The sequence below is a fragment of the Sphingobium sp. WR1 genome (assembly GCF_059693745.1).
Map to the genome: position 1 here is coordinate 1 of NZ_JCATID010000015.1, position 25,784 is coordinate 25,784.

Consider the following 25,784-nt stretch of genomic DNA (forward strand, 5'->3'; position numbering starts at 1 on the left):
CAGGAGGCGTACATCCAGGGCATCTCGACCCGCTCCGTCGATGATCTGGTCAAAGCCATGGGGATGAGCGGCATCTCCAAAAGTCAGGTGAGCCGGCTGTGCCAGGAAATCGACGGACGCGTGAAAGCGTTCCTCGATCGCCCGATCGAAGGCGATTGGCCCTATCTTTGGGTCGATGCCACCTACATCAAGGTGCGGCAGGCGGGACGGATCGTCTCGGTAGCGGTCACCATCGCTGTCGGCGTCAACAGCGACGGCCGCCGTGAGGTGCTGGGCATGGCGATCGGCGCATCGGAGGCCGAAACCTTCTGGACCGACTTCCTGCGCAATCTGGCGCGGCGAGGCCTGCGTGGCGTGAAGCTTGTCATCTCCGACGCCCATGAGGGCATCAAGGCGGCCGTGTCCCGCGTCTTCAATGCTACCTGGCAGCGCTGCCGCGTACATTTCGCCCGCAATGCCATTGCCCATGCCGGGCGGAGCCGGAACCGGGTCGTCTCCGCGCTGATCGCCACCGCTTACGCCCAGGAAACCGCTGAGGCTGCCTCGATCCAGTGGCGCAAGGTGGCTGACCAGCTCCGGCCTGCGGTGCCAAAGCTGGCCAAGCTGATGGATGACGCGGAGCAGGACGTGCTGGCCTACATGTCCTTCCCGCCCCAGCATCGCACGAAGTTGCACTCGACAAATCCACTTGAACGCCTCAACGGCGAAATCAAGCGGCGGACAGAAGTGGTCGGCATCTTTCCCAACGAGGACGCTATCACTCGTCTCCTTGGCGCTATCCTGCTGGAACAAAATGATGAATGGGCCGTCCAGCGCGCCCGCTACATGACACTGGAAAGCGTCGCCCAAATCGGCGATGATCCGCTCGTCACGCTGCCGTCTATGACAGCATGATCAACCCGGCTCTAGCCGGAGATCGCCATGGCTACGCCGGCGAACCTACACCACCCCGTGGGACACGACCGGTTGTTTCTGCTGAACAGAACGAATCTGGCCGCTAATAGCTGCGCGCCTGAACTGCTCTCAAATCCGGATTTCATTGCGCCTTGCAGCCTACCGCGTTCGGTCAAATATGATTATCCCGCCTGGACGGCAGGCATCGATGTGGAGATCACCGACGGCCTGTTTGCTTATGTGAAAACGAGCGCCGCATCGAAGGCCGGCGGCTTCAACATGCGTAATGGTTCGGCCGCGACGCCGCCGTTCAAGCCGGAGAAGGTCAGGGACGTTGAACTCGGCGTCAAGTTCAGTACATCGGATAACCGTTTGCGTATCAATGCCGCGGCTTTCCATTCCTGGCAGTCTGAGGTGCAGCGCAATGCTTCCGACTGCACCACTCCACCGGGCGCGCTCGCTTGTACAACCACGCAATTCCTCCGCAACTCGGGTGACGCGCGTGTCTATGGCGGCGAGTTCGAAATAAGCGCTGTTCCTTGGGGAGGAATGCTGGTCTCCGGCAATCTTGCCTTGCTCGACGGCAAATATGCCACCGGTACCTTCGTTGAGCAGCAGCAGTTCGTCCCCGTCGCCGGCGCCAATGTGTCCGATTGCGTCGCTGGCACCGCTGCGGGTTCAGTCCGCTGTTCGGTCGTCCGCAGCGGCGAGGCTCTGCCGCAGATGCCCAAAAAGCAGTTCGGCATCTCGGTGACCCAGAAACTCGCCACTTCGGTCGGGGAACTCTCGATCCACGTGAACTACGCCTATATCGGTCGACAGAATTTCGGTCTGTTCACCGCCGATCCGCGTCGTCCGCAGGCTTATCGTGATGCGGTCGCCATCGCCAACCGGATCAACACCATTTCGGGATACGGGCTCTTTAATGGGCGTATCGCGCTGCAGATCGAAGATCCCAATCTTGAGTTGTCGGTATTCGGCCGCAACATCGGCGGCAAGAAATATGTGACCCGCGCATTCGCCGATCAGTTGCCGACACTGGGCACGGCGATCGACTATATCGGCGATCCCTTCACATGGGGCATCGGCGCCACCTTTCGTTTCGGGCCGAAAAGCTAGAGGCTGTTATGGACTTGTGAGTCCGAATGGATTCAAAGGCCTGGATGGCACTTCATCGCAAGTCTTATCCGTNCGACCAATGCTGGCTACATCATAATTCCCACAGAATTGCTTGAAGGATGCTCGGCAATCATGTGATTGCCGACAGGGATGTTGCTATTGCTGCCATCCGAAATACCGAACTGGCGCTCCGGTGATTGGGTGCGCTGTATCCTGTATGACGCGCAGACCGTGACGCTCATAGAAGCGGTGCGCTGCTTCATTGGTAACGGGAGTCCGAAGTGTGAAGCCCGCCGCAAGCTGTTGTTTAGCCAAATCAAGCAGCGCTGCGCCAATGCCTTGGCGTTGAGCCTCTGGCGCGACGAAAAGCTGATCGAGAATGCGGTCGTTGGGAATGGTGGCAAGTAGCCCAACGATATGACCGTCAACCACGGCAACATTCAGGCACCAGCCATTTTCGATGCTTCTGATAATCCGATCGGGCAAAGTGCTTGGGTCATCGAGGGCCGGTGCGCCTCCGTCCATCTGACTAGCACTTTCATACCAAATGGCAGCGATAGTTTCGTATTCGTCGGGCTGGGCTAATCTGACTTCCATGCCCTTGACGTAACGAAGCCGCATTCCGCCTGCCAGATTTCTTTCGTGCTCGACAATCAGGTGTTTTTCGCCAGTGTCCGCTTCAGAGCGCAGCGAAATGTCGGTTAAATGACCGGCTCTGATCGCTTCCGGCCATCCGCTCTCGTCGTGCCGGGCTTGACCCGGCATCCCGCTACCTTTCCCCCTAGTCGCCAAAAACGCTATCAATGTAGGATAATCTCTGGTCTGTCCTGTCGGATGCGCCGCTCCCCGCATCCCTTCCCACCGCGCACCTGTGACCCACAAGCCGCGTCACTGGCGCGTCGGCGTGGCCCGACCGGCGCGTCGCGGGCGCTTCACAGGCGCGTTGGCGTGGCTTCGGGGGTGCGTTGCGAGCGCGATCGGGGTCGTGTCCCACGGGGTGGTGTAGGTTCGCCGGCGTAGCCATGGCGATCTCCGGCTAGAGCCGGGTTGATCATGCNGATTGAGCATCGACCTGTTTTGGATGAGGCCCCATAACATCGCTTATAAAAAGGGTCGACAGTAGGCTTTGAAAAGGGGGAGCGGACCCAATGGCGATGGCGAGCGAACGATCCAAGATTCAGCCGACTGGCACCATTCTCCCATGCCAACCGCTCACAACCGCCTATTTCCACGTCGAGGACAGCATCATTGCCAACGGCATTCGGGCCCACATCCGACATTTTGCCTGGGATCGCAGTTGTGACGCCATATTCGAGCCGAACAGTCACTATCTCAACTATTCGCTTGGCCCACGCGCGCGCGGCTCACGCCTGTTCCCCGACGGCCGTCGTCATGCGCCGCCCTTTGGCGAGGTGTCCTATCTGCCCAAGGGGAGCCAATTTGCGGCGCGCTGCGAACCCAGCGAATATCGCATTTTCTGTTTGACGTTTGAAAGCCACGCAGCAGATCAACTCTTCGAGAATGACACGCTACCTTCCTCATTGCCCCCCTGTTTCGATGTGAAGGCACCGTGGATACTGAACGGTATGTCCCGGCTTGCACACGAGGTGCGCCATCCCGGCTTCGCTCCCGCCATCATGGTCGAGACCATTGCGTTGTCACTGGTCATCGACCTCTGTCGACACCTTCAAATTCCACACAAATCCGATGTTGAAACCGATCAACGCATGGCGGACTGGCGCCTGCGCCGTCTTCAGGAACGGATCGAGGCGGAACTGGCGGGACCATTGTCGGTCGTCGACCTTGCGATAGAATGCGGTGTCAGCTCACGGCATCTGGCGCGGATCTTCAAGAACACGGTCGGAAAGACGCTCGGCAGCTACATTGCCGATGCGCGGATTGCGCGGGCCAAACGGGAATTGATGCAGGATGGCGCTCTCATCAAGGTCATCGCGGGCAATTGCGGCTTCCAAAGCGCTGCAGCCTTCAGTGCCGCCTTCCGGAAGGCGACAGGCCTCAGCCCAGGGGCATTCCGGAAGGATATACTATACAGCTAGACCGCACCAGAGCAGGGGCCGACGCCATCGACCCCGCTCCAGATTCCCGTTTCAGGCGCTCACTCCCCATATCGGTGAGCGTGAGAGCCTTGGGAATATTCAGCCCCATTGCAGGTGGAGGTCCGGCACATGCAGGATATTGCCCACATAATATGGCACCCGGAAACCGTCCTTGATCCGGAATTCCGGTATGGCCTTGACGAATTCCTCGACCGCGATCTGCAGTTCCAGCCGTGCCAGGTGCATCCCCAGGCATTTGTGGATGCCACTGCCCAGCGACATGTGCGGCGCCTTGCGATCGAAGCGGATCGCTTGGGGATCTTCATAGAAAGCCGGGTCGCGTCCCACCACGGGGGAACTAAACGCCACATAATCGCCGGGCATTATTTTCTGCCCATGAATCTCGATGACCTTGGTTGCGATACGGAAGGCCGTAACCGGCGCGAAGGCGCGCAGGAATTCTTCGACTGCCAGGACGATCAGCGATGGATCAGCGCGCAGCTCGTTCTGTTTGTCCGGATGCGACGCCAGATAGTTGAAGATGTTGCCGAGCAGGGACGTAACCGTGTCGAGGCCACCAATGTATAGATTGAAGCAATGGCCGAACACCTCGTCATCATTCCACAAACGGCCATCGACCTCGAAGGTCAGCACCTTGCTGATATAGTCGTCGCGCGGCTGCTGGCGACGTGCCTCAATCTCTTCCAGCAGATAATTCTTCACGCAGCGTACGGCGTTACCGCGCACTTGCCAGTCGTTGGAATGGAGCATTTCCTTTTCCCATTTAAGGAATTGCGTCATTCTTTCCTGCGGAAGGCCCAGCAGATCGAGGACGATGAAGATCGGGAATTTTTCCGAAAACTCATCGATGAAATCGCATTGTCCGCGATCCTTGAAGGCATCGATCAAGGCCTGCGCTCGCTCGCGCACCTGTTCCTTCATCGCGAACATCTTCTGGGGTGCGAAATGACTGTTCAGCGCCTTGCGATAGCCGGTGTGGATTGGCGGGTCGGCCTCGGTCGGAATGACCAGCCAGTTCTCGCCGATATTCTGCGCCCATTTGCCCATGCCATTCTTGGTGAAATTGTCGGCATCGCGCAGCATCGCCTGTACATCCTCGGCATTTTTGAGCAGCCAGCCAGGTTGATCGCCCGGGAAGATGTTGGTGACATAGGTGATCGGCGGCAGCTCCGCATGCATCGCGGGGATCAGCACTTCCTGTGGGTTGTCATAGATCACCGTCCGCGAAAAGAGCGGCAGCGCCATCGCCAGTTCGGGCGGCACGTGATCCGGCAGGGGCTGTTGTGCGACTTGGGTCATCATAGTCTCCGAAGCAAAAAGAGATAAATTCCACCCCTGCCAAAGACAGGTGCGATCGTGGGCGTCCGTCTGAGACTGGTGAGCATGCGGACGATCCGCAATGACAGGAGGCGATGCACATGAGTGAGGCAGACGTGCTGGATCTGGAACAGGCGATCCGGGACAATTACCGGCTGTGGAACGAAGGGAAGCGCGACGAACTCGATCGCCTTTTCCGGGCGTTGGGGCCAGAGGGGTTTACGATCGAATATGTCGGATCGCCCGCCGTGGACGGCGACGCCGCGATGGCCGACATGTGGGCGGAATATGGCGGAAAATGCACGACGGAACCGCTCGAAGTGATCGTCAACGGCGCCGAGGGCGCCGCCTATGTTGCCAACCGCCTGCAAACCAAAGATGGCATTGTCACTCTGCCCAGCCTCGAAACCTACAAGGTCGCCGATGGCCGGCTGACGATCCGCTATTTTCATCGAACCGGTCATTAACCTTCCATGTTCCGACGTGCAGGCGCTGGACACGGCTCAGTCCTTCGCCTGCATGAAGGCCAGCAGGTCGGCATAATGGGGTTGGTGGACGAGGCCGCCGCCCGAAATCGAGATATTCTCGCCCGTGATGTAGCGCGCTTCGTCCGAAGCCAGGAACGCGACCAGCGCCGCGATATCATCCGGCGTTCCGAATTCCGGCGTCAATATGTGCCGATGGATGATTTCCTTCAGCCCCGGCACGGTCTTTTCGAGGGCTTCGGTCAGCACGACACCCGGCGCGATGCTGTTGCAGCGGATATTCTGCCGTCCATGCTGGGTCGCCACATATTTGGTGAGCCCGATGATCGCTGCCTTCGACGAACCATAGGCGATGCGCGCCAGATCTCCCGCACTGCCCGAATTGGATGCGGTGTTGATGATCGAACCGCCGCCGCCCGCGACCATATGCGGGATGGCATATTTGCATCCGAGCAGATAGCCGGTGAGATTGACGTCGAGAATTTCGCGCCAGATGCCGATCGGGATATCGACGGCTGTGGTATCCTGCGGGCTTTTGTCCGGATCGGTCATTGCCGCGTTGTTGTGCAATATGTCCAGCCTGCCGAAATGGTCTACAGTGCGATCGACCATCGCCTTTACCGATCGCGGATCGGCGGCATCGAACTGGACCGGCAGTGCCTTGTCGCCCAGCGGTTCCGCCGCGCGAACGGCGGCAGCCTCGAACAGGTCGGCGATCACGACGCGCGCGCCCTCCGCGACCAGACGTCGGGCGACCGCGGTACCGATACCGCCGCCGCCGCCCGTGACGATCCCTACCCTGTCTACCAACCTCGTCATCATGCGCCCGTCCCCGGTGATGGCTGGCGAAAGAAAGCTGCATCGATTGCAGATTGTCCCGCCAGCCGCTTATCGATCAGAATTTAAACGTTGTTTCAACGCCATAGGTAGCCGGCTGGCCAACATAGGCGGCTGCAATTCCCAATGTCCGATAGAGATCGGGGAAGCGGCGCAGCAGATATTTCTTGTTCGTGATGTTGCGGCCATAGACCGCCACTTCGACATTGGGATTTTCAAGCTGGAACGCGATACGCCCGTTGAAAATGCCATAGCCAGGTACGAAGCCGAGGCGGTTTTCCGTCTCGTAGGCCGCCTTTGTCGCCGCCGACGCCTGATCCGCCGCCCGGACCGCATCGAAATGCTGACCCCCGACATAGGAATAGGCGCCAGTGACGGCGAGCGTGCCGCCGCCGACAGGAATCTTCTGCGTGGCGCTGACGTTAAGCTGCTTCTTGGGCAATTGCAGCAGCGGCAAGCCGCTCAGATCGACGACGCAGCCGTTGGCGACCCCGGCGCTGTTGGTGCAGCCGCTGCCGGCCACCACCTGGATTTCGCTGAAGCTGCCCTTCGCATATTTGCCATCCTGCAGCGAGCCGTTGACGCTGAGCGTCATGCCTTCCCATGGCACGGCGGTGATTTCATTTTCTATGCCCCAGATGCGGACCTTGCCGTTGTTCTGGATATATTGGGTAACACCGATACCGGTCACGAAGCTGTTGACGATCGCCTGATTGTCATCCTTCCAGGTATGGAAGACCGCCGAGTTGAAGCGCAGGCGTCGGTCGAAGAGATCGACCTTCAGACCGGCCTCCACATCCTTGACCTTTTCAGGAGAGAAGGCAGGCAGGCCGCCTGCACGCAGGTTCCAGCCGCCGGCCTTCGCCGCGCCGCGGGTCGCAGCATAGAGGAAGATATTGTCGCTTGCCTGCCAGTCGATGCCCAGGTTCCAGGCCGGATAGTTGAATTTGGCATTCTGCTCCTGATTGCAGGTGGTCGCCGTCACGGGGCTGGTTGGCGTCACGGTGCAGTTGATGCCAGTCGGCGTACCCGCCACGGCGACGTTATAGGGCAAACCATATACCTGCGCATTATGCAGCACGCTGTCGCGGGTGTCCCATGTATAACGGAAGCCGCCGACCGCACGCAGCTTCGGGGTCAGTTCATAATAGGCCTGCGCGAACAAACCGAAGGTCTTGTTGGTGACGTCGGCGTTGGAATCGCGGATGAGTCCGCCAAAAATCTGCGAGCGGCTGAATTCATAGCCGCTTTCCTTGCCGGCATAAGCGCCCGTGATGAAGCTGAGGCTATCGGTAATATTGCCGGAAAGCTGGAATTCCTGAGAAATATAATAGGATCCAGACCCTGCAAAAGTCGCCAGCAACGGGACGGCCGTACCGTCCGTATCATTCTGGCCATAGTTCATCGAATGGCGATAGCCCGTGATCGACTTGAAGTTCAGGCCACCCAGTTCGACGTTGAGCGTACCGGAAAACCCATATACTTCCAGCGTATTGAATGGCTTCACACCGTAGAGAGCCTGCGCTTCCGGGGCCAGCGCACCGATCGTGGCCGGGGTCGATGTCCCGGTCGCGGTGTTGCCCCACCAATGATCCTTGGTCAGCAGACCGGCCGTGAGGCCCGGCTGGAAGGCGGCGGGGACGATCGCCGGATTGAAGGCCCAGAGCGCGATCTGCTGACCATGGTTGGACTGGCGGTTCCAGTCGGCCGAAAGCGTCAGGTCCCAGCCATTGCCTTCATATTTGAGCTTGCCGCGTAAGAATTTGCTGTTGTTATCGGAAAAGTCGCGATTGGTGGCGAGATTGTCGCCATAGCCGTCCCGCTCGTTGATCGCGCCGCTCAGGCGGATCGCGAGCCCCTCTGCGAGCGGTACATTGATATTGGCCTGCGCACCCAACGTGCTGTAATTGCCAAACTCCGCCTTGAAGGTGCCGCTGAGCTCGTCGTTCGGATCGTTGGTGACGATGTTGATCGCGCCGCCGGTCGTGTTGCGACCAAAGAGCGTACCCTGCGGCCCGCGCAGAACCTCCAGCCGCTGAACGTCCTGAATATCGGTCATGCCCGTCGAGGGACGAGGGATATATATCCCGTCAATATAGGTGGCCACGGCCGGATCGTTGGCAAGGATCGGCTGGAGATTGCCCTGGCCACGAATGGCCACGAAGACGATGCCGTCGCCCCCCGCCGAACCGCGGCCGATGACCAGGCCCGGCGCGGTGCGCTGAAGATCGACGACATTTTCCACCTTGGCCGTCGCCAATGCTTCGGGCGTGAGCGCCGTGACAGCGATCGGGGTCGTCTGAAGACTTTCTTCAGTGCGGCGCGCAGTGACGACAATATCCTGAATGCCTTCGCTTGCACCCGATTGCGCCTGCTGCGCAAAAGCGGGCTGCGCCAGAGCGACGACGAGCGCGCCCATGCCGATCGCGCCCATGGTGACGGCCTTATCCATGTCTTCCTCCCCTAGATTTAATCATATGTCGATTTGACGTATGGAATATGTTTAGCTTGGAGCCGATTTGCGCCATAGTGGCCGAGCCCGGATTGACTGCGCGGCGATAGAATTTGGCCGCTCACCGACAGTTTCCTGCTGCCGCGGTCAGTGGATCTGCGTCGGATGGCAACGGAAATCCTTCGGCGTCTGGCCGGTCGCTGATCGGAAGGCGGCGGAGAAGGCGGACGTGCTGTTGAAGCCACATCGCCAGCTGATTTCCTTTATGCGGGAGTTGTCGCTGCGTAGCAATTCCTTTGCCAGGGCGATCCGGCTGCGCGCGACGAATTCACCCAGGCTGCAGCCCGTTCCCTCCTTGAAGACGCGTGCGACGTGCCGCACGCTCATGTTGCAGTCGCGTGCGATATCGGCGACGCCGAGCGGCGCGGAGAGATTCTCCATCACATAATCAATGATGTTCTGGACCTGTCGCGTGCTGCGCGAGTGCAGGCCGCGCCGTTCGCAAGGGCCCATGTGCCGGGTGAGTTCGACCGCAAGACCCATCAGCATCGATTCGACGAGCGTCTGGCTGGCAAATCCGGGCGTCCGCAGTTCCGCAGCCAGTCCCGCAAAGAGCCGGCGCATGGAAATATTCTGGACGTCGGCGCAAGGCTCCACCTTGTTCAGCGGCTGCTCTCCGTCGAACAACTCCTCCAAAAATTCGTCTCCGAGCGCCACGCAGACGAGATGGCGCTCCTGGAGCGCAGGCTCGCCGAAATATTGGCGATGCGGCGGCATGTAGAGGATGTCCCCCGACGCGGCGCGCCGGTCCGGGCGGCCCATGCTGACCATGCTGCGCCGCGGCTGACCATCGAGCGAATAGTCGAGATAGTGTTTCTCGGGACTGAAAACGCCGCTGCTGGGCTGGACCCAGTCGAAATGCCGCACGTCCACATGTGCGTCGCGAACGGTGGCCGCCGCTTCGATGTAGAAATTCTGGACGCCGAGCCTTCCTTGGCCGGTCCAATCGCTCTCCGGACGAAACATCTCTACCTCTGCCATTTTATATTTTGTCTGCGAGCCAGATAGGCGCGCCACCCGCTTTTTACCTCTATCTTCGGATAGGTGGTCAAGACCCCGCCTACAGGCACATCCATGGCGCGTGCCCGATCGAGGCGCGGCATGGGAGCATGGGCGATATATTTGTCGTGCCCCCGTTTCTATGTTCAAACAGGAGGCGCTCAATGTCCATCGCACCGCTCTTGCAGCAGCGGACGCCATGAGAGCGCCATCGGACAAACCTGCCGCCGCCAGCCATTATCCCTGGTATGTACTGGGCATATTGACGCTGGCACAGACCTGCCATGGCATAGACCGCGCCATCATCGGGCTGGTGTTGGCGCCGGTCGGACATGAATTTGCGCTCTCCGACGGACAGTTGGGGATATTGGCGGGTTTCGCCTATGGCATATTCTTCGCGCTCGCCGCCCTGCCCTTCGGCGTGGCCGTGGATAGCTGGAACCGGCGCAACCTGATGACCGCGGCGCTGACATTGTGGAGCGGCGCGACCGCCTTGTGCAGCCTCGCGACAGGATTCTGGACGTTGCTCATCGGCCGGGCCGCGGTAGGGACCGCCGAAGCGGGGGGATCGCCGACCGGCATGTCGCTGCTGAGCGATTATTTCGGCGAAGACCGGCGCGCAACCGCCATCGGCATCTGGTATCTGAGTTCGGGAATCGGGCTCGCCATCGCCTTCATCGTGGGCGGCGCAATCGTGCAGAGCGCCGGATGGCGCTGGGCGTTTGTGGCCGCCGGCGTGCCGGGACTGGTGCTGGCGCCGCTGCTGCTGCTCACGGTCAGGGAACCCGTGCGCGGGGCACATGACGGGCCGGCCCCGCAGCAGGAGGAAACGCTGAGGCTGGTGCAACGCATCCGCCTGCTCGCGGCGCGGCCGGGACTGCTGTACTGCATCTTTGCCATCGTCCTGATCGCGGCGGGCATCTACGGCATGAGCACATGGCTCACCACTTTCCTGATCCGGGTCCACGGCATGCCCATTGCGAAGGCGGGCATCCTCATCGCCATCGCCTATGGCGGCCTCGGTTCGCTGGGCGGATTCCTCGCGGGCTGGGTGATCGACCGCGTCAATCGGCGGCGGGGTGGCTTCGATCCGGCAAGGACATCCCTGTTCGGCGCGGTGATACCCTTGCTGACGGCCGTGACCGGGGTCGGTACGGTCCTGTTCCACGACGTCGATCTAATGCTGGCGCTGCTGATGGCCTGCGGCTTCCTCAGCGCGTCCTATAATGGTCCGATCTACGCCGTCATCGTGACAATCGCCGGACCGCGCCTGCGGGGCCTTGCGGTATCGCTGGTGCAGTTGGGCGCGAACCTGATCGGCGTGGGCGCGGGCACCTATCTGATCGGCGCGGTCAGCGACTTTGTCGGGGGAACGGCCGGTGTCGCCTGGGGAATCGGCACCGCCATGCTGTTCACATTCGCCGGGGGCATAATGCTGCTGCTGGCGTCGCGCGCGATCCGCCGCGCCAAGGCTAGCGGCGAAGCATAAGAAAAGGGCGGCCTGATCTTTCAACCAGGCCGCCCTTCATCCTGCACGTCCCATCACTTCGCGGCGTTGCGTTCCTTGCGCCGTGCCTTGGCGGCTTCGATCCCCCGGAATACGGTGGTCGTATTGCCCGCCCCGGCATAGAAGAGCACGAAGAGCGGCAGGAAATCCAGCTCCTCATCGGTGAATTCTTCGTTGATGAGGGCGCCGTTCATCTGGATCTCGACCAGATCGGCGCGGCCCAGCATGGCCGTGGCGCCCAGCACCAGCAAGCGCTTCTCTCGCATCGAGAAAATGTCGCTCGCCCACAGATTGGCGAACTGATTACCGACGATTTCTTGGTTGAAGGACGATTCCCGATACGGGAGCGTCATTTCCGACGATCCCGGTCCGTAGACCTTGTCGAAGACTTCCAGCCCCTTCTGCCACTGCGCTTCGTCGATGCTCATGCCTTTTCTCCCATTACATTTTCCAAGCCCACGACCGTCTGATCGGTTCGGCGCGTCAATTCGACCAAGGGCAGCGCGATGCCGTAGCTGCGCGCCAGATCGATGGCGGCATCCAGATCCTTGACCATCAGGCTGCGGGTATATTCGCGCACTGCCGCTTCCTGCTCGCTGGACGACGGATCGTCGCGCACCGCCAACATCAACGGTCCGCCGACGCTGTCCGAACTGGCGTCGATCACTTCCGCGAGCTGGCGGATATCCACACCGGCATTGCGACACAGGACGGACGCTTCATAACCGGCGCGAAGGCAGCCGAAGACGATGACGTTGCGGGCGATCTTCGCGGCCATGCCCGCGCCGGGGCCACCCATATGCGCCACCAGCTTGGCAAAGCCGTCCAGCACCGGACGCACCTTTGCGATTGTTTCATCCGTACCGCCGACGAGGCAAACGAGGCCATGCTCGCGGGATTTAGGGCCGCCCGTCACGCCGCAATCGACCAGTTCCACGCCTGCCGCGTCGGTCAGGGCGCGAATGGCGTCCAGATCCTCGATCGAGACGGTCGCGACCAGCACCACGATCATGCCCGGTCGCGCGCGCGACAGCACGCCGTCGGGGCCTGACAGCACATCAATCGTCTGCTTTGCGTTGACGACGGCGATGATTACGACATCGGACTGCGCGGCCAGTTCCGCTGGACTGGCGACGACGGACGGCACGCCTTCCAGCATGTCGGCAGCGTCCGCGCGAATGTCGTAAACCGCAGCCAACTGCTGCGTCCGCGCAAGGCATATGGCGACGCCCGCGCCGATCTGCCCCAAGCCGATAACGCCTGCTCTTTCTTCCATCCTCACGATCCTTTCCGCCGCTTGGTTCGCGGTCCTGTCATATCCAGACCGCAAGGGTGGCATAGCCGGGGATGCGCCGTCATCCCGTCAACTGCTGCGTGGCCGAACCTCGACAGATTTACCGTCTTTCACGACGCATTTGTTTCCAGCGGCAGATTTTTTGCGGCCAGGCAATAATGGAGAACCGCGATCAGGAGCACGGATGCCGACAATTGCATACTCAGTTGCAGGCCGCTTGCCGATGCCGAGAGACAGGCGGGTGGCAGCGATGCCTTGCCCGAAACGAGGCAGTCGGCGGCATAATTGCCCTTATAGAGAAAGACAGCGAGGCGATCGCTGAGATAGCCCAACACCACCGATCCCAACCCCAGCCCGGCGACGGTCTGGCCGAAGGCATGAAGCGCCGCAGCCGACGCCCGCATGCGCGGTTCGACCAGCGATTGGGTGATGGTCATGATCGCAGGCGTGAAGGCGTAAAGCAGGGTGGTGGCGACAAAGAGAAAGGCGACCAGCAACCGCCAGTCCGATTGATGGATCGCCAGCAGATAGAAGGGCAGGGCCAGCCCCACCGCGATGGCAGGCGCCCACCCGCCCCAGCGTATGTCCCGCTGGATAAGCCGTCCGATCAGATAGCCGCCACTGACCTGTCCGACCATCGTCGCCAAACTGAACGACAGCGCGAACACGAGGCCCGCATGCGCCAGCGGGAGATCGAACCGGCGAACCAGCAAGGGGATTAGGAACAGATTGGTGCCGAACCCCACCAGCCCGACGAAGCCGCTGCCAAAGGTCAGGTGCAGGAAGGCAGGCGAACGGGCGAGCCGCCGAAGCACCATGGCGAAGGGGGGCGTATCCGCACTCTGCCCGGCATCCTTCCGTTCAGGTTCGGGAATGGTCGCAACCAGTAGCAGCGCCAGCAGCAGGCCGGGCGCACCAACCGCCACGAGCGCAAGCCGCCAGCCGAACGCCTGCGCCACTGCGCCGCCCGCGATCGCGGCGACGGCGCCGCCCAGTGGTACGCCTATCGCGATCAGCGAAAAGACGACCGCGCGGCGCCCGGCATCGAACCGGTCGGAAATCATGGAAACGAGCGCTGGCGTGAAGCCCGCTTCGCCTATGCCGACGCCCATGCGGCAGAGCAGCAGCTGGACATAGCTCCCCGCCGCGCCGGACAACGCGGTCATCAGCGACCAGAGCATGGTCACCACGGCAATGATCCGAACCCGGCTGTAGCGTTCGGCCAGCCGCGCCAGCGGGATGCCGAGCACGGCATAGAAGATGGAGAAGGCCAGCCCACCCAGCATGCCAAGCTGAAGATCGCTCAGGCGCAGGTCGTGGCGAATCGATTCGCCGACCACGGCGATGATCGTGCGATCGATGAAATTGAACATGTAGATCGCGCCCAGCAGCAGCAGGAACCATCTGTCGTGCGGCCGAAACCCGCCTGCGTCCTTCATTCTCTCTCCCCCGCATCTGGCGGCTTTCATTCTACATGTGGGACAGATAGAACAGATTCTTTTCGATATGTATCGGTTTTCTCTTGAAACTATAGTGGTACTGCGCCAACAGATCGCCATCTTCGATAAGGGAGTTTCAGCATATGAAGACGATCATCATTGCGCTGGCCGCTCTGGGCCTGACCGCCCCTGCATTTGCCCAAGCGCCTGCGGTGAATCGCAACGAGGCGATCTACTCCGCCGACGGCACCAAAATCGGCAAGGTGGATCGCGTGCTGACGGCTGCCGACGGCGCCGTATCCGCCGTTCGCGTCATCTATCGTGGCAAGTTCATCTCGATCCCCGCCACCACATTGACCGCAGGCGAGAAGGGCGTGACGACCAGCCTGTCGAATGCCGAGCTGAAGAAGCTGTGACTCCTTTCCCTGCGGTCTTGACGGGCCGCGGGGCATGGACCCAAGACGCGCCTCCGCTTAAAGCGGAGGCATGAGCGCAAACCAGCAACAGCCTGCACGGACTTCACGGCGGGGTCGGCCACCACGATCCGAAGGCCCCGCGCTTGACCGCGCGCGGCTGATCGCAACGCTGCTGGATATGGCGCGGTCCGACGGGATCGAGGCGCTCAACATCCGACCTGTCGCGCAGCGGCTGGGTGTGTCCCCGCGCCTGCTCTACCATCATGTCCGCGACAAGGAGGCGATGCTCGCCCTGCTGACAGACGAGATATTGCGCGGCCGGATGCCTGACCTGTCGGCGCCCGACTGGGAAAGCCGCCTGCGCAGCATCGCCCGTGCGGTGCACATGGCCTATCGGGATTTTCCGGGCTCCGCCGCCTTCATCCTGTCACGCAGCGCGAACCGGCTGGAGCAGCCCAATGCGCTGACGATCCGCCGCGCCATATTCGAGGCGCTGGCCGAGGCCGGGCTGACGCAACAGCAAAGCGACGAGATGCTGGTGACCTTCTCCGTCATCGTGCTGGGGAACGTCGTCGTGTCGGAAAGCCTGGATGACAATGACGACCGGCTGGCGATGCAGCGCAATGTCGTGGAAGCCGCCCTCACCCGCGCGACCGACATGCTGCTCACCGCGATCCGTACCGTCGCGGGAGCAGCCTGAGCTCCAGCCCCAGATTCAGCCCCAGATTCAGCCGAGGTCGGCGATGGACCGGACGGGGCGATCGATCCCGTCCCACGCGCAATGAGCGGCGTGCATCCGGTCGAGCAATGCCTCCATTGCGGTAGAAATCTCCATCAGTTCGACATAGCCGCCATTGCCTTCGCGGGTATCGAACAACGCGAAACGCTCGCCCGACGGCATCCGGCCGCTGAAGGCCATGGCATAGCCCTCGCCGGACAGCCGCGCCACGCCGTCGTCATAGGGAATGCGCAGCATGACATGATGATAGCCCTCACCATAACGGTCGAGCATTTCGGTGAAGACCGAAGGTCCGTCATTGGTCTGCTGGAGCAGTTCGATCAGCAATCCGCCGGAAAAGCCGAACGCGACCTTCATCGCCACCTGCGTTGGCGCGCCGCGATAGATCTGGCCCGGCAGCACGGGCACGTCGAACACGAAAAACGGCCCCGCGCCCATGACCCGCGTCCAGTGATCCAAGGCAAGCTCCATGTCGCGCACCACCTGGCACAATTCCAGTATAGAGCCCTTGGGCTGCATCATGCATCTCCCCAGCTCGCGCCATGGGTTCGCAGGCCATGCTGGCGCGCGCGGTCCCGCAACTGCTGTCCCCGCGCGGCGATGTCGACCCGGGGCACCCTTGCGTCCAAGTCGCGATCAATGGCCACAAGATCGATGACGCGCACGTCGCGGATGAAGCGGGCGGGATCGGCGCCGTCGGGTACGCCCTGCCAGCGCAGAAGCACCCAACCTTCTTCAAGGCCTGCCGTATCGATCCAGTTGGCGATGCCTGGATCGACGCCCGCCACCACATAGCTGATCATGCCATCGGTCGCTGGCGTGACCTGAGCGCTGTTGAGGCTGACCAGGCGCAGCATCGGATCGGGGGAGATGGTCCACGGATCGGCAATCTGGATGCCGGTATAATAGCTGCCCGCCGGATCGATCGTCACCAGCAACCCCTGCCCTTCCCCAAGGGCGAAACGCCCGCCAGCCAGATAGCCCCAGCCCCCGTCGCGGCCATTGGGTCCGATCAGCCGGTTGGGTTCGGGATGACCGAGAAAATCATTCTTGAACCCCGACCAGAAGGCGACCCAGGCTGGCAGGTCGGCGACGACGGTCCGGGCGATCTCCTCCTCGTCGCGCGGACGCATGTCGGCTGGCGGATCGAGGCGACGGACGCTGACCTGCGCCGGCACCTGCCGCCAGTCGCGCTGACTGTCGCGAGTATAGACCTGGATTCGTGCGCCCGGCTCGGTCCGTAAATGAGTCGCGCCGCCCTCCTGCGGGCCGACCGTCACAGTCACCTGCCCGTCGGCATCGCAGAAGGGCTTGAGTTGCTGGAGCGTCAGCGCGCCCAGATTGCGTCCCAGTCCCGCATGATGCGCCGGTTCGACCTCGGCCACGATGCTGAACTGCGGTGGATCGGCGGAAAAGCGGATGTCGACGGCATAGCGCCCGTCGCCGTCGATTGGAATCTCGCGGTTGAAATTGTCGGGATTGTCGATCGCCACCGCCGCGCCCGGATAGATATGGCCGAACCAGCGCCGCGGGGCATTGCTGATATTCCACACGACCCTGGGATCGGCGGGATCGCCATTGGCTTCGCGCATGGCCAGTCCCAGCACCCACTGATCAAGCGCCCGATCCAGCCCCAACCGTCCGTCGAGCGCGCCTGCGAGCGGGTCCGCGAGCAGCATGAGGCGCGCTTCTTCGCGCGCGGCACGGATGTCAGGCCGTTCGATGAGGCGCAGCGCCAGCTTTTCCGCCGCTGCCTGATCGTCGGTCCAGAGAGGGTTCGCGGTCATGAAATGGTCCCCACCCGGCCGCCTTCGGTGAAGATGGTGCTGCCGGTCGTGTAGCTGGAACCATCCCCCGCCAGCAAGATCGCTGCGCCGACCGCCTCGTCCGCCGCGCCGAAACGCTTGATCGCGTTGCGCTCGGCAAGGCCCAGCCCTTTGTGGATCGCGGCCTCTTGCCCGTCCGGGCTCATCGATCCGACGCACAGGCAATTGATCCTGGTGTGCGGCGCCTGCGTCTTAGCCAACTCGCGCACCAGGAAAAGCAGCGCCGCCTTCGACACGCCATAGGCGACGGCGGGCGGGATCGGCGTGAAGCCGCCGCAGCTCTGGACCGAAATGATGCTGCCCTTGCCATGCGCCTTCATATCGGCCTCCGTCAGTTCGGTCAGACGCCAGGTCGCCATGACGTTGACGTCCATCGCTGTCTTCCAGACTTCATCCGTGTTCGCCCAGAGCCCGCCATCTGCGGCATAGACGACGCCCGCCGCCGCATTGTTGAACACGATATGGATGGGACCGAAGGCGGCGCGCGCGCCCGCCACCAGCCGTTCAAGATCGCCCTTCTCGCCCGCGTCGGCGGCGATGGCGATCGCCCGGCCGCCGTCGCGAGCGTTGATCTCTGCCGCAATCCGGTCGAGCCGGTCCTGCGAGCGGGCCGAGAGAACCACGTTGGCGCCCAATTCGGCATAGGCCTTGGCGACATGTTCGCCGACGCCCGGCCCGACCCCGGTCAGGATGGCCGTGCGCCCGTCGAGGCGGAAACGGTCGAGAACACTCATGCTGGATACTCCAGAAGATAGGGGGTCAGGCGCGGTCGAACAGATGGCCGTAGCGCGCATAATAGTCGGCGAGCCGTTCATGCACCTCGCCCGGATCGATGCCGAACTGGTCGGGGCTGTGCCTGTGCTTACCGAGGCGGCTGGCGGCAGGATTGTTCGTCAGGAACTCCACGATGCGGTCACGATGGGGGTCGGTGAATGGCAGGCCGAACCGGTCGTAGATGCGCTCAATCGTCGCCATCGGGTCAGCGACGATATCGCGATGGGCGAGGTCCAGGATGCGGCCCTCGATCGCTGCATCGTTGGCACGGGCCTGCGTCGCTCGCGCCAACCCCGCGCACCAGGTATCGACGACCGAGCGGCCGATCGCCTGAAGATCATTGGCGCCGCCGACCGCGGCCAAGAAGCCGGCGATCATGCTCGACAGCGAAGAAAGGGTCAGCACCGGATCGCGATGCGTCCACATCAGCATCGCGCCCGGATAGGTTTCCACCAGGCCCGGCAGGTCCATGAGATGCTGCGGCGATTTCAGCGTCCAACGGCCCCTTGGCCCTTTCCACTGGAAGTGCTGGAGCATCCGCTTGTGGGTGCGATATTGCCCTTCTGGCACGACGTCCTGCAGCCATCGGGCAAAGGCGGGCACGCCCAGTTCGGCCGGGAAATTGGTGCTGGCGAAATGCAGCATCATGCCATGGTTGCACTCGCCCGGCTGGGTGCAATCCATCCGCTGGATGTCGGCCAGTTGCGGCGCGTGCTTCAGCCAGTTTTCATAGATGGCCTGCACCTGCGCGATGCGCGGATCGCTGTCGAAACTGGATATTTCCGGCGCCGGCCAGGGGATATACCATTCCCATTCGCGCGGCGCCCGGGCCGCCGGATCGAGGCAAAGCAGGTCGTATGTGATCGTCGTCCCGGTGCGCGGCAGGCCGCAGACGATCAGCGGGTCGCCCACATCCTGCGCCACGATGTCAGGATGCAGCCGTTCGTCTTCGGCGAAGCGCAGCCGGGTCGCGAGCAGGCCGACGATTTTGTGATGCGCGGTCTCGCGTAACTGGGCGGACGGGTCCATCGCCTCGACTGCATCGACCAGCCGACGAAAGCCGGTCATGAAGGACAGGTCCGATCCAAAGTCCGACAGTCCGGTCACGGCGCGCGCTTCCGCGATCAGTGCATCGGCGGAAAGCGGCGCGCGCTCTGCGACAGCGCTTTTCATGAATGCCCTTCGACCGGCCACTGCCGCATGACTCACCTCTCCATTTTATTATTCCACACTGTATATTTATTGATTGGGGCATCGGTCAAGCGGGCAATTCGCTTTTACACGCAGCGGCCCGTTTTCAGGCCGCCTTGTCTTCCACCGGCGTTAGATTCTTCATGAAGGCTACGAAATCCGGTCCGAGTTCGGGGATAGGCAACCCCAGCTTTTCAGCCAGATACAGGGTCATGAAATTGTCGTTGAGCGATTTGTTGGTCGCGGGGATATTGCCGATGCCGACCTGCCGGTCGAAGGCGCCCACGGCGACCAGCGCCATACGGAGCGCCGCAACGATGTCATAATAATCGAGATGCCCGGCCTTCTGGCCGCTTGCCGCTTCCCAGATGGCGATCGTCTCATCCCTGGTCGGCAGGCCTTCCAGCCGAGTGATGCCGAAGCGACGGCCGAACAGATCGTCGAAATAGAGCCACCAGGCGAGGTCAAGCTCGGCCGGTCCCAGCGCCGCGAGTTCCCAGTCGATCAGCGCGTTGACCTGACCATCGGCGGAAAACATCACGTTCGATGGCGTGGGATCGCCCCACAGCACATTCACCCCCGCAACGGCCGGCATGTTGGCGCGCACATAGGCCATGGCTGCATCCACGATGGGCATGGCGCGGCCTCGGCCGGCCGCCTTGTGCCACGCTTCGAGCGCGCCGACATATTGATCAAGCCCTGGCTGCCCATTTTCAGGCTGGGCGAGAAATTCAAAGCCATCGCGCCAGTCGATCTTCGCCAGGCTGGCAAAGGCGTTGATGGCGTTCGTGAAGCTTTGCCGTCGCTGCGCCGGGCTCATCTCGACCAGCCAGCCCTCCAGATTATAGTTGGGCTTCTGCTTGGCGCATTCCCCTTCCACCTTGCCCATGACGAGGAAAGGCAGGCCGAGAATATCGGGTTCCAGATGCATACCGATCCACGGTGGCACGGGCAGGTCGCCCCGCGCGTCGAGCGCCGCCATCATCTTGCCCTGCAGCGCCAGGCTGCTGCCGAACACCACTTCCAGATCCATCGGCTGACGGCGAACCACGAGCGTCTGGCTCTGGGGACCAGCCGGATCGACATAATCGACGTCGACGAAGAAGATGTCGGCCGAAAAGCCAGCGCCCAGCGTCACATCAAGCGGACGAACGCGGATGTCGCGCCATTCGGGCTTTTCGCCCGCCAGCCAGTCTTGTAACTGGACGGTGATACGATCGGGAGTCAGCAATTCCATGATTACAGCCCCTTCCCCGCCAGCGCGCGCTTCAGTTCTGTGGTGAGTGGCCCCATATCCTTGGGCGACGAGCCGTGCAGCAGGATTTCATCGGCGCCCGCGTCCAGAAAGGCCATTAGCTGGTCGGCGCACTGGGCTGCGGTCCCCACGGCAGCGCCTTCATCCAGCCATTGCTGCGGAATGAGACGACTGACATCGACCAGTTCCTGCCGCGTATAGGCCTGATCCGCCGGCTTGCCGTTCAGGCCCGCAATCTTGGGATGGGCGCGGATATCCTCCAGCACCTTCTTGTCCCAGCCATTGATGTCGACGATCAGATCGCCAAAGCCGGGCAGTTCGAAATAAGTGATGGCGCGGCCGCCGACGACGGCCTCCTCCTCATCCTTGGGCAGGTCCGGGGCGACGATGATATTGTGATAGATGCGCACGGACATGGGATCACGGCCGGCCTTTTCGGCCGCGTCGCGGACAATCTTCGCGCTGTTCTTCACCCCCTGCGCCGACACGAAGGGATGCAACAGCACACCATCGCAATGTTCGCCGGCAAATTCCAGGCTCTTGGGCCCGATCGCGGTAAAGATGATCGGCGGCGGCGTGCCGCCATGACGATCGGTGAGGCTGATGGCGGGGAATTTGCCCAGCACGCCCTCATAATCGATCTTCTCGCCCGCCCAGAGACGCCGACAGATCGAGATCAGATCGGCCAGCCGTTCCATGGTGATCGGCGGCGAACCGAGCATTTTCATATAGGCCGGCACGGCCCGCGCGAACATCAGGCGGAAGCGCTCGCCGCTCATCGCCTGCATCATGTCGGCGACGCTCGCCGTGACGAGCGGATGGCGCATCGTCGCATACATGGTGCCGGCGATGCGAATCTTCGACGTAGCCTCGGCCACCGCGCCCGCCAGCACCGCCGGTTCCTTGAGCGCATAGCGTTCGGAAATCCACACGCAGCCAAGGCCGATGCGCTCCGCCTCCTTCGCTTCGTCGATGCCGCGACGTGGATCGTTGACGCGGCCGGGCAGGATATAGGTGCCGAACTTGTCGAAAAGTGCCTGTGCGCCCGGTTCCACCGCCATCGTCATTCCTCATGTCCTCTCAAATATCGGCTACTGCATTGCCGGTGGGAGGAGCATTGGCAACCTGTCAAACGACAGGTCCGGGGTGCACCTCGACATAGAGACGCGTGAGCTTGAGCGCAGCGATTTTCCACTGTCCATCCCGACGCACATAGCGTTCCGTATAATGGCCGAAACCGGTGATCGACTGGCCGCCGGGGATAGGGCATTTGCCCGGCGCCCAGACCACCCGGTCCTGCATCGCCGTGATCATATCCGCCTCGTCCCCGCGCAGGTCGATTTCCGACGAATGAATCTGATGCGCCGATCGTGCGTCGATGACTGCGGAGCGCACCTGCTCCAATATCGCGGCGTGCCCGCTCATCGGCGGGTTGCCAGTATCCTCCTCGACATCCAGCACCGCATCGGGCGTGAACAGGGAGAGGAAGCCGTCCCAGTCCTTGGTGTCGAGAAAGCGGCAATAGCGCGCCTTCACGTTGCGGATCGCCTCATAGTCGAGCAGAATGGTCAGTTCGTCGCTCATTTAGTCCTCATCACCAGATGATGCGCGTGTGCGCGCGGAGGGTGCGTTGGCGGATCGCTTCCGCGCGCGCATCCGGTGTCACCAGCACGGTGTCGGCAGGGAGATGGCTGCGCACGTCGGCCAACTTGACCTTCTTCATCGTCGGCGTGGGCCGCTCGTCGGTGTTGAACCAGCGCCCCTGTACCGCGCCGCTGGCATAGCCCGACGTGTCGAGCCAGTTGTGGACGCCCGGGTCGCGCGCGGAAATGACGGCGCGGAAATAGCCGTCGCCATCGAGCACGGCCTGCGCCGCGTTGAGGCTGGACTGGTTGTGATACCAGTCGGTCGTCTCATAAAGTTCGTTGGTCAGGATCAGCGACCAGTAGTCAACTTCCCTGGGGATCTGCACCTCGGTGATCAACGCCTCGTCATCGGCCAGTTCGTATGAGCCTTCATAATAGGATTGCCGGGCAAGACCCGACATCTGCGAGAAGTCTACGACCTTCAGCGTGTTGATCAGCCCCTCGTCGCGCAGTTTCTGCACCTTGTCTGGGAAGGCCAGCGCACAGACAGCCGCGGTGGAGGGGATTTCTGCAAAGCGATGCGACAGTTGCGCCAGCGTGGGGCGTCCCTTGGCGGCGTGATCGGCGTCCAGGCGCACGATGCCGAAGCGCGGTTCGCGCTCGACGCCCCAGTCGCAGGCGACGATCCGAACCATCAGCTTCTCGGTCGCGGGTTTCAGTTCCCACCAGTCGCCATCATAGTCGGCCGGACGGGTCGGTGAGAGGATGACATCGAACGTCCCGTCAGCCCCGATATGCAGATCGTTGAAATCATTGGCGTCCTGCGCGGGATGATGCTGCCCTGTGCGCAGCGTGTCCGGGCCGAGCTGGGCCAGGATCATCATTCGTGTCGTGCCGCGATCGCCCCGGATGCGATAGGTGCCGCCCTTTTCGATCAGCGCCGCCTTGTAAATGGTGTCCGCATTGGGCTGAAAGATATTCTGGCAGATATTGAGTTCGGGTACGAAGATCGGGTGACTGCGATCATGCATGATCGCGTCGTTGCTCGTGCGCAGCACGCCCGACAGCAGCAGCCGCATCGATTCCTGCATGACGCGCGGATCGCTGCGCAACCTTTCCGGGATACGATCGCGCATCAACTGGCCCAGCGGACGAAGCTGGTCGAGCAGATCTTCCCATTCGAAAATGCCGTTGTCGCTCATCTCATTCTCCACCATATTCTTCCGGTCGACGGCGGACGCCCGGGCGATCCCGCCCGGCAGCAAAAGCCCGGCGAGGACGGCTGGCAGCCCAGCGCAGATTTCCCGCCTAGTCTGTGGCAAGCAATTGCCTCAGCGCAGCACGCCGTTCCGCGTCGACGCCTGCCGCCTCGAAATACCCTTCAATGCCGCCCCATCGCGTCGCGACCATATCGAGCGCGCTCAGGAGAAAATCATCCTGAACGCCGATCAGGATGGCCACCATGTCGTCGGGCGGCACGAAGCCGAAGGTGTTTTGCAGATCGCGCTTGAGATGACCCGACACGCGCAGATTCTGGCCGAATATGTCGGACTTGCGATAATCCTCCATAATCATGGGACGCGGCACGGCGAGCAGGTCGAGGAACAGGGCGACGACGACGCCGGTCCGGTCCTTACCCGCGGTGCAATGGACCAGCATCGGCGTGTCCTGCGCCAGCAGCGCATCGACCATCCGCGACAGGTGTGGCAGAAAGGCCTGCGGCATTAGGCCATAATTGTGCGTCATCACCTCGACGGCGCGCGCGGCGGTCGGCTCACGACCGAGCGACAGCCACATGTCCTCGCCCTGCGCGCGCAGGTCGGTGTTCATGTCGAGGTCGAGCATACGGCAATCCGGGCCGCACCAGCCATGCGGCGCCGCATCCCTTTCGATCGTCGATCGGAGGTCCGCCACCGAGCGGAAGCCAAGATCCGACAGCTCCGCATGATGATCCTCGAAGAAACTCGCCGGCCCTTCGGAGCGGAACAGGATGCCGGACCGGACCTGCCCTCCGTCCGCGGTCGGCAGGCCTCCAATGTCGCGGAAATTGAGGCGGGACAGGGCGATGGTCATACAGTCAGTCCTTCACGGGCGGATAGGTAGGGACGACGGCACGCATCTGCGCCAGAAGGTCGGGCGCCATCCAGACATGCTCGACATAATGGCCCAGCGTCGCGCGCTCGTCGGTGTAGATATAGCGCAGCGAGTCGCGCAGCGCGCCTTCGAACACGACCGGGTGCCGCGTCAGGTCGAGCGAAGCGACATGGGCGTCCCAATGGGCAAGCGGTCCGTCGATCCGGGTCGCGACATGATGAAAGCGAATGGCCAGATCGTTGCCCTCGGGCAGAAAATCGCTGAACAAGGGGGCCGTGTCGCCCACCGGCTCGATCAGTTCGACCTCGACGCCGCCGACCACCGCCAGCGCGATCTTGAGCACTGGCTTGCCGGTCGGATCTTCGCCGGGCTGGATGTTCGATAATTCGAAGAAGCCGGGTGTGCCATAAGCGTCCTTGAGCGTGGCCATCGCCGCGTCGAGATCGTTGGTGACATAGGCGACCTGGCAATGCTGGCTGTGGGGCCGGGCGAACATGCATATCTCCTGCTAATATCGACAGTCAGGCCGTAAAAGCCCGGCGCGGCACCTGCCGCTCGGTCAGTTGGCGGACATCTTGCCGCCGTCCACGACCAGTGTGTCGCCGGTGTGGTAGGCCGCCATATCGCTCGCGAGATAGACGACCGCGCCTTCCAGATCGGACGGCTTGCCCGCCCGCCCGAGCGGGGCCTTCGCTGAGACCACGTCTGCGATCATCTTGCCGACCTCCGGATCGGCAAATGTCATTTCGGTTTCGATGAAACCCGGCGCGATGACGTTGCAGCGCACGCCGATCGGACCGAGTTCGGCCGCCAGCGCCTTGCCAAGGGCGTTGAGCGCGCCCTTGGCGATGCCGTAATGGGCCATGGTCGGCACGCCCTGGAAGATCGAGCCGCTGCCGCAGATGATCAGCGAACCGCCAGGGTCGCCGGCTTCCGCGCGCGCCTTCATGTGCCGCGCGCCCTCCCGCAGGGTGAAGACGGCGCCGTCGAGATTGACGTCGATCAGCTTGCGATAGGTGGCGACGTCCATGTCGGTGAACGGCACTCGGCTGGCAATGCCCGCATTGGCGACCACCGTGTCGACCCGGCCCATGGCATCGAGCGCGCGGGCGAAGCCGGCGACGATCGCGGGCTCGCTGGACACATCGACGACATCGGCGAAGACCCGCACCCCATGCGCTCGCAACGCCGCCGCCGCCTCTTCATTCCTGTCGGCCCGCCGCCCCCAGAGGATGACGTCGCTGCCGGCACGGGCAAGGCCACGGGCAAAGCCGAAACCCAGCCCCGAATTAGCGCCCGTGACCAGCGCCACCTTGCCGCTCAGATCGAACAGATTTTCCGGCACGTCCATTCTCCCGATGGCCGCTCGAACGGCGGCGGCGCTTTGGCGCAACATTGCTGGCGACCGGGCCGATGAACAAG

The 25,784-nt window shown here is 62.2% G+C and carries 26 protein-coding genes; 7 read left to right on the top strand and 19 right to left on the bottom strand.

Translation table 11 applies throughout. From position 1 onward, the window contains the following. Together AC58EF_RS16850 and AC58EF_RS16855 are read left to right on the top strand one after the other, a co-directional pair. Positions 1 to 894: IS256 family transposase (locus AC58EF_RS16850; protein WP_497277537.1), on the top strand; the 894-nt coding region annotated here is incomplete at its 5' end. Between the two features lie 27 nt (positions 895 to 921). Next, on the top strand, positions 922 to 2,013 hold the full coding sequence (locus tag AC58EF_RS16855) for a TonB-dependent receptor domain-containing protein (protein ID WP_497277538.1): 1,092 nt from the start codon (positions 922 to 924) through the stop codon (positions 2,011 to 2,013). Positions 2,014 to 2,169: 156 nt separating this feature from the next. Here AC58EF_RS16855 and AC58EF_RS16860 read toward each other — a convergent pair whose 3' ends face one another. Continuing rightward, complete coding sequence (locus AC58EF_RS16860; RefSeq protein ID WP_497277539.1) at positions 2,170 to 2,778, bottom strand: GNAT family N-acetyltransferase; 609 nt, start codon at positions 2,776 to 2,778, stop codon at positions 2,170 to 2,172. A 383-nt stretch (positions 2,779 to 3,161) separates the two neighbouring features. Between AC58EF_RS16860 and AC58EF_RS16865 the strand changes: the two genes are divergently transcribed. Next, positions 3,162 to 4,070, top strand: coding sequence for a helix-turn-helix domain-containing protein (locus tag AC58EF_RS16865; protein ID WP_497277540.1), 909 nt, complete (start codon positions 3,162 to 3,164; stop codon positions 4,068 to 4,070). A gap of 99 nt (positions 4,071 to 4,169) precedes the next feature. Here AC58EF_RS16865 and AC58EF_RS16870 read toward each other — a convergent pair whose 3' ends face one another. Beyond that, entirely contained in the window at positions 4,170 to 5,390 is a 1,221-nt protein-coding gene (locus AC58EF_RS16870; RefSeq protein WP_497277541.1) for a cytochrome P450, read from the bottom strand. 119 nt (positions 5,391 to 5,509) lie between these two features. On the opposite strand from AC58EF_RS16870, the gene AC58EF_RS16875 reads away from it, so the two are divergent. Then, entirely contained in the window at positions 5,510 to 5,875 is a 366-nt protein-coding gene (locus AC58EF_RS16875; protein WP_009823698.1) for a hypothetical protein, read from the top strand. A gap of 36 nt (positions 5,876 to 5,911) precedes the next feature. Here the strand turns inward: AC58EF_RS16875 and AC58EF_RS16880 are convergent, their stop codons facing one another. The 3 genes from AC58EF_RS16880 to AC58EF_RS16890 all read right to left on the bottom strand — a co-directional run bounded on the left by AC58EF_RS16880 (position 5,912) and on the right by AC58EF_RS16890 (position 10,442). After that, positions 5,912 to 6,712, bottom strand: a complete 801-nt coding sequence (locus tag AC58EF_RS16880; RefSeq protein ID WP_497277542.1) for an SDR family NAD(P)-dependent oxidoreductase — start codon at positions 6,710 to 6,712, stop codon at positions 5,912 to 5,914. Positions 6,713 to 6,788: 76 nt separating this feature from the next. After that, on the bottom strand, positions 6,789 to 9,182 hold the full coding sequence (locus AC58EF_RS16885) for a TonB-dependent receptor (RefSeq protein ID WP_497277543.1): 2,394 nt from the start codon (positions 9,180 to 9,182) through the stop codon (positions 6,789 to 6,791). 147 nt (positions 9,183 to 9,329) lie between these two features. Then, entirely contained in the window at positions 9,330 to 10,442 is a 1,113-nt protein-coding gene (locus AC58EF_RS16890) for a helix-turn-helix domain-containing protein (protein ID WP_497277544.1), read from the bottom strand. On the opposite strand from AC58EF_RS16890, the gene AC58EF_RS16895 reads away from it, so the two are divergent. Next, complete coding sequence (locus AC58EF_RS16895) at positions 10,441 to 11,730, top strand: MFS transporter (RefSeq protein ID WP_497277545.1); 1,290 nt, start codon at positions 10,441 to 10,443, stop codon at positions 11,728 to 11,730. The two genes, AC58EF_RS16890 and AC58EF_RS16895, sit on opposite strands and share 2 nt — an antisense overlap. A 53-nt stretch (positions 11,731 to 11,783) precedes the next feature. On the opposite strand, the gene AC58EF_RS16900 is transcribed toward AC58EF_RS16895, so the two are convergent. The 3 genes from AC58EF_RS16900 to AC58EF_RS16910 all read right to left on the bottom strand — a co-directional run bounded on the left by AC58EF_RS16900 (position 11,784) and on the right by AC58EF_RS16910 (position 14,481). Next, positions 11,784 to 12,176 (bottom strand): carboxymuconolactone decarboxylase family protein, encoded by a 393-nt coding sequence (locus tag AC58EF_RS16900; RefSeq protein ID WP_009823703.1) that lies wholly within the window; start codon positions 12,174 to 12,176, stop codon positions 11,784 to 11,786. Continuing rightward, positions 12,173 to 13,024 (bottom strand): NAD(P)-dependent oxidoreductase, encoded by an 852-nt coding sequence (locus tag AC58EF_RS16905; RefSeq protein ID WP_062731364.1) that lies wholly within the window; start codon positions 13,022 to 13,024, stop codon positions 12,173 to 12,175. Before AC58EF_RS16905 ends, AC58EF_RS16900 begins: the two co-directional genes overlap by 4 nt. A 128-nt stretch (positions 13,025 to 13,152) precedes the next feature. Beyond that, entirely contained in the window at positions 13,153 to 14,481 is a 1,329-nt protein-coding gene (locus AC58EF_RS16910; RefSeq protein WP_009823705.1) for a spinster family MFS transporter, read from the bottom strand. Positions 14,482 to 14,624: 143 nt separating this feature from the next. Here AC58EF_RS16910 and AC58EF_RS16915 point away from each other — a divergent pair, with 143 nt between their 5' ends. Then, positions 14,625 to 14,897 (top strand): PRC-barrel domain-containing protein, encoded by a 273-nt coding sequence (locus AC58EF_RS16915; RefSeq protein WP_009823706.1) that lies wholly within the window; start codon positions 14,625 to 14,627, stop codon positions 14,895 to 14,897. Between the two features lie 70 nt (positions 14,898 to 14,967). After that, positions 14,968 to 15,597: a TetR/AcrR family transcriptional regulator gene (locus AC58EF_RS16920; protein WP_497277546.1), complete on the top strand. Its 630-nt coding sequence runs from the start codon at positions 14,968 to 14,970 to the stop codon at positions 15,595 to 15,597. A gap of 27 nt (positions 15,598 to 15,624) precedes the next feature. Here AC58EF_RS16920 and AC58EF_RS16925 read toward each other — a convergent pair whose 3' ends face one another. From AC58EF_RS16925 to AC58EF_RS16975, 11 genes are all read right to left on the bottom strand, one after another. Next, positions 15,625 to 16,158 carry a VOC family protein gene (locus AC58EF_RS16925; protein ID WP_009823708.1) on the bottom strand — a complete coding sequence of 178 codons (534 nt, stop codon included), beginning with the start codon at positions 16,156 to 16,158 and terminating at the stop codon, positions 15,625 to 15,627. Next, the gene (locus tag AC58EF_RS16930) at positions 16,155 to 17,423 is read right to left on the bottom strand and encodes a hypothetical protein (RefSeq protein ID WP_062731367.1); all 1,269 of its coding nucleotides are present in this window, start codon (positions 17,421 to 17,423) and stop codon (positions 16,155 to 16,157) included. Before AC58EF_RS16930 ends, AC58EF_RS16925 begins: the two co-directional genes overlap by 4 nt. Continuing rightward, positions 17,420 to 18,196, bottom strand: a complete 777-nt coding sequence (locus AC58EF_RS16935) for an SDR family NAD(P)-dependent oxidoreductase (protein ID WP_009823710.1) — start codon at positions 18,194 to 18,196, stop codon at positions 17,420 to 17,422. The genes AC58EF_RS16930 and AC58EF_RS16935 overlap by 4 nt, the downstream gene beginning before the upstream one ends. Before the next feature lie 25 nt (positions 18,197 to 18,221). Next, on the bottom strand, positions 18,222 to 19,409 hold the full coding sequence (locus AC58EF_RS16940; protein WP_497277547.1) for a sulfotransferase family protein: 1,188 nt from the start codon (positions 19,407 to 19,409) through the stop codon (positions 18,222 to 18,224). Between the two features lie 124 nt (positions 19,410 to 19,533). After that, positions 19,534 to 20,664, bottom strand: a complete 1,131-nt coding sequence (locus tag AC58EF_RS16945; protein ID WP_497277549.1) for a phosphotransferase family protein — start codon at positions 20,662 to 20,664, stop codon at positions 19,534 to 19,536. 2 nt (positions 20,665 to 20,666) lie between these two features. Next, positions 20,667 to 21,749, bottom strand: a complete 1,083-nt coding sequence (locus AC58EF_RS16950) for a TIGR03857 family LLM class F420-dependent oxidoreductase (protein WP_497277550.1) — start codon at positions 21,747 to 21,749, stop codon at positions 20,667 to 20,669. 61 nt (positions 21,750 to 21,810) lie between these two features. Continuing rightward, positions 21,811 to 22,266: a nuclear transport factor 2 family protein gene (locus tag AC58EF_RS16955; protein WP_497277552.1), complete on the bottom strand. Its 456-nt coding sequence runs from the start codon at positions 22,264 to 22,266 to the stop codon at positions 21,811 to 21,813. Positions 22,267 to 22,276: 10 nt separating this feature from the next. Next, the gene (locus AC58EF_RS16960) at positions 22,277 to 23,470 is read right to left on the bottom strand and encodes a DUF1214 domain-containing protein (protein ID WP_497277553.1); all 1,194 of its coding nucleotides are present in this window, start codon (positions 23,468 to 23,470) and stop codon (positions 22,277 to 22,279) included. 106 nt (positions 23,471 to 23,576) lie between these two features. Beyond that, positions 23,577 to 24,341, bottom strand: a complete 765-nt coding sequence (locus tag AC58EF_RS16965) for a tyrosine-protein phosphatase (RefSeq protein ID WP_009823716.1) — start codon at positions 24,339 to 24,341, stop codon at positions 23,577 to 23,579. Between the two features lie 4 nt (positions 24,342 to 24,345). Beyond that, on the bottom strand, positions 24,346 to 24,858 hold the full coding sequence (locus AC58EF_RS16970; RefSeq protein ID WP_497277554.1) for a VOC family protein: 513 nt from the start codon (positions 24,856 to 24,858) through the stop codon (positions 24,346 to 24,348). Positions 24,859 to 24,921: 63 nt separating this feature from the next. Next, positions 24,922 to 25,713 carry an SDR family NAD(P)-dependent oxidoreductase gene (locus AC58EF_RS16975; protein WP_497277629.1) on the bottom strand — a complete coding sequence of 264 codons (792 nt, stop codon included), beginning with the start codon at positions 25,711 to 25,713 and terminating at the stop codon, positions 24,922 to 24,924. Positions 25,714 to 25,784 lie beyond the last annotated feature (71 nt).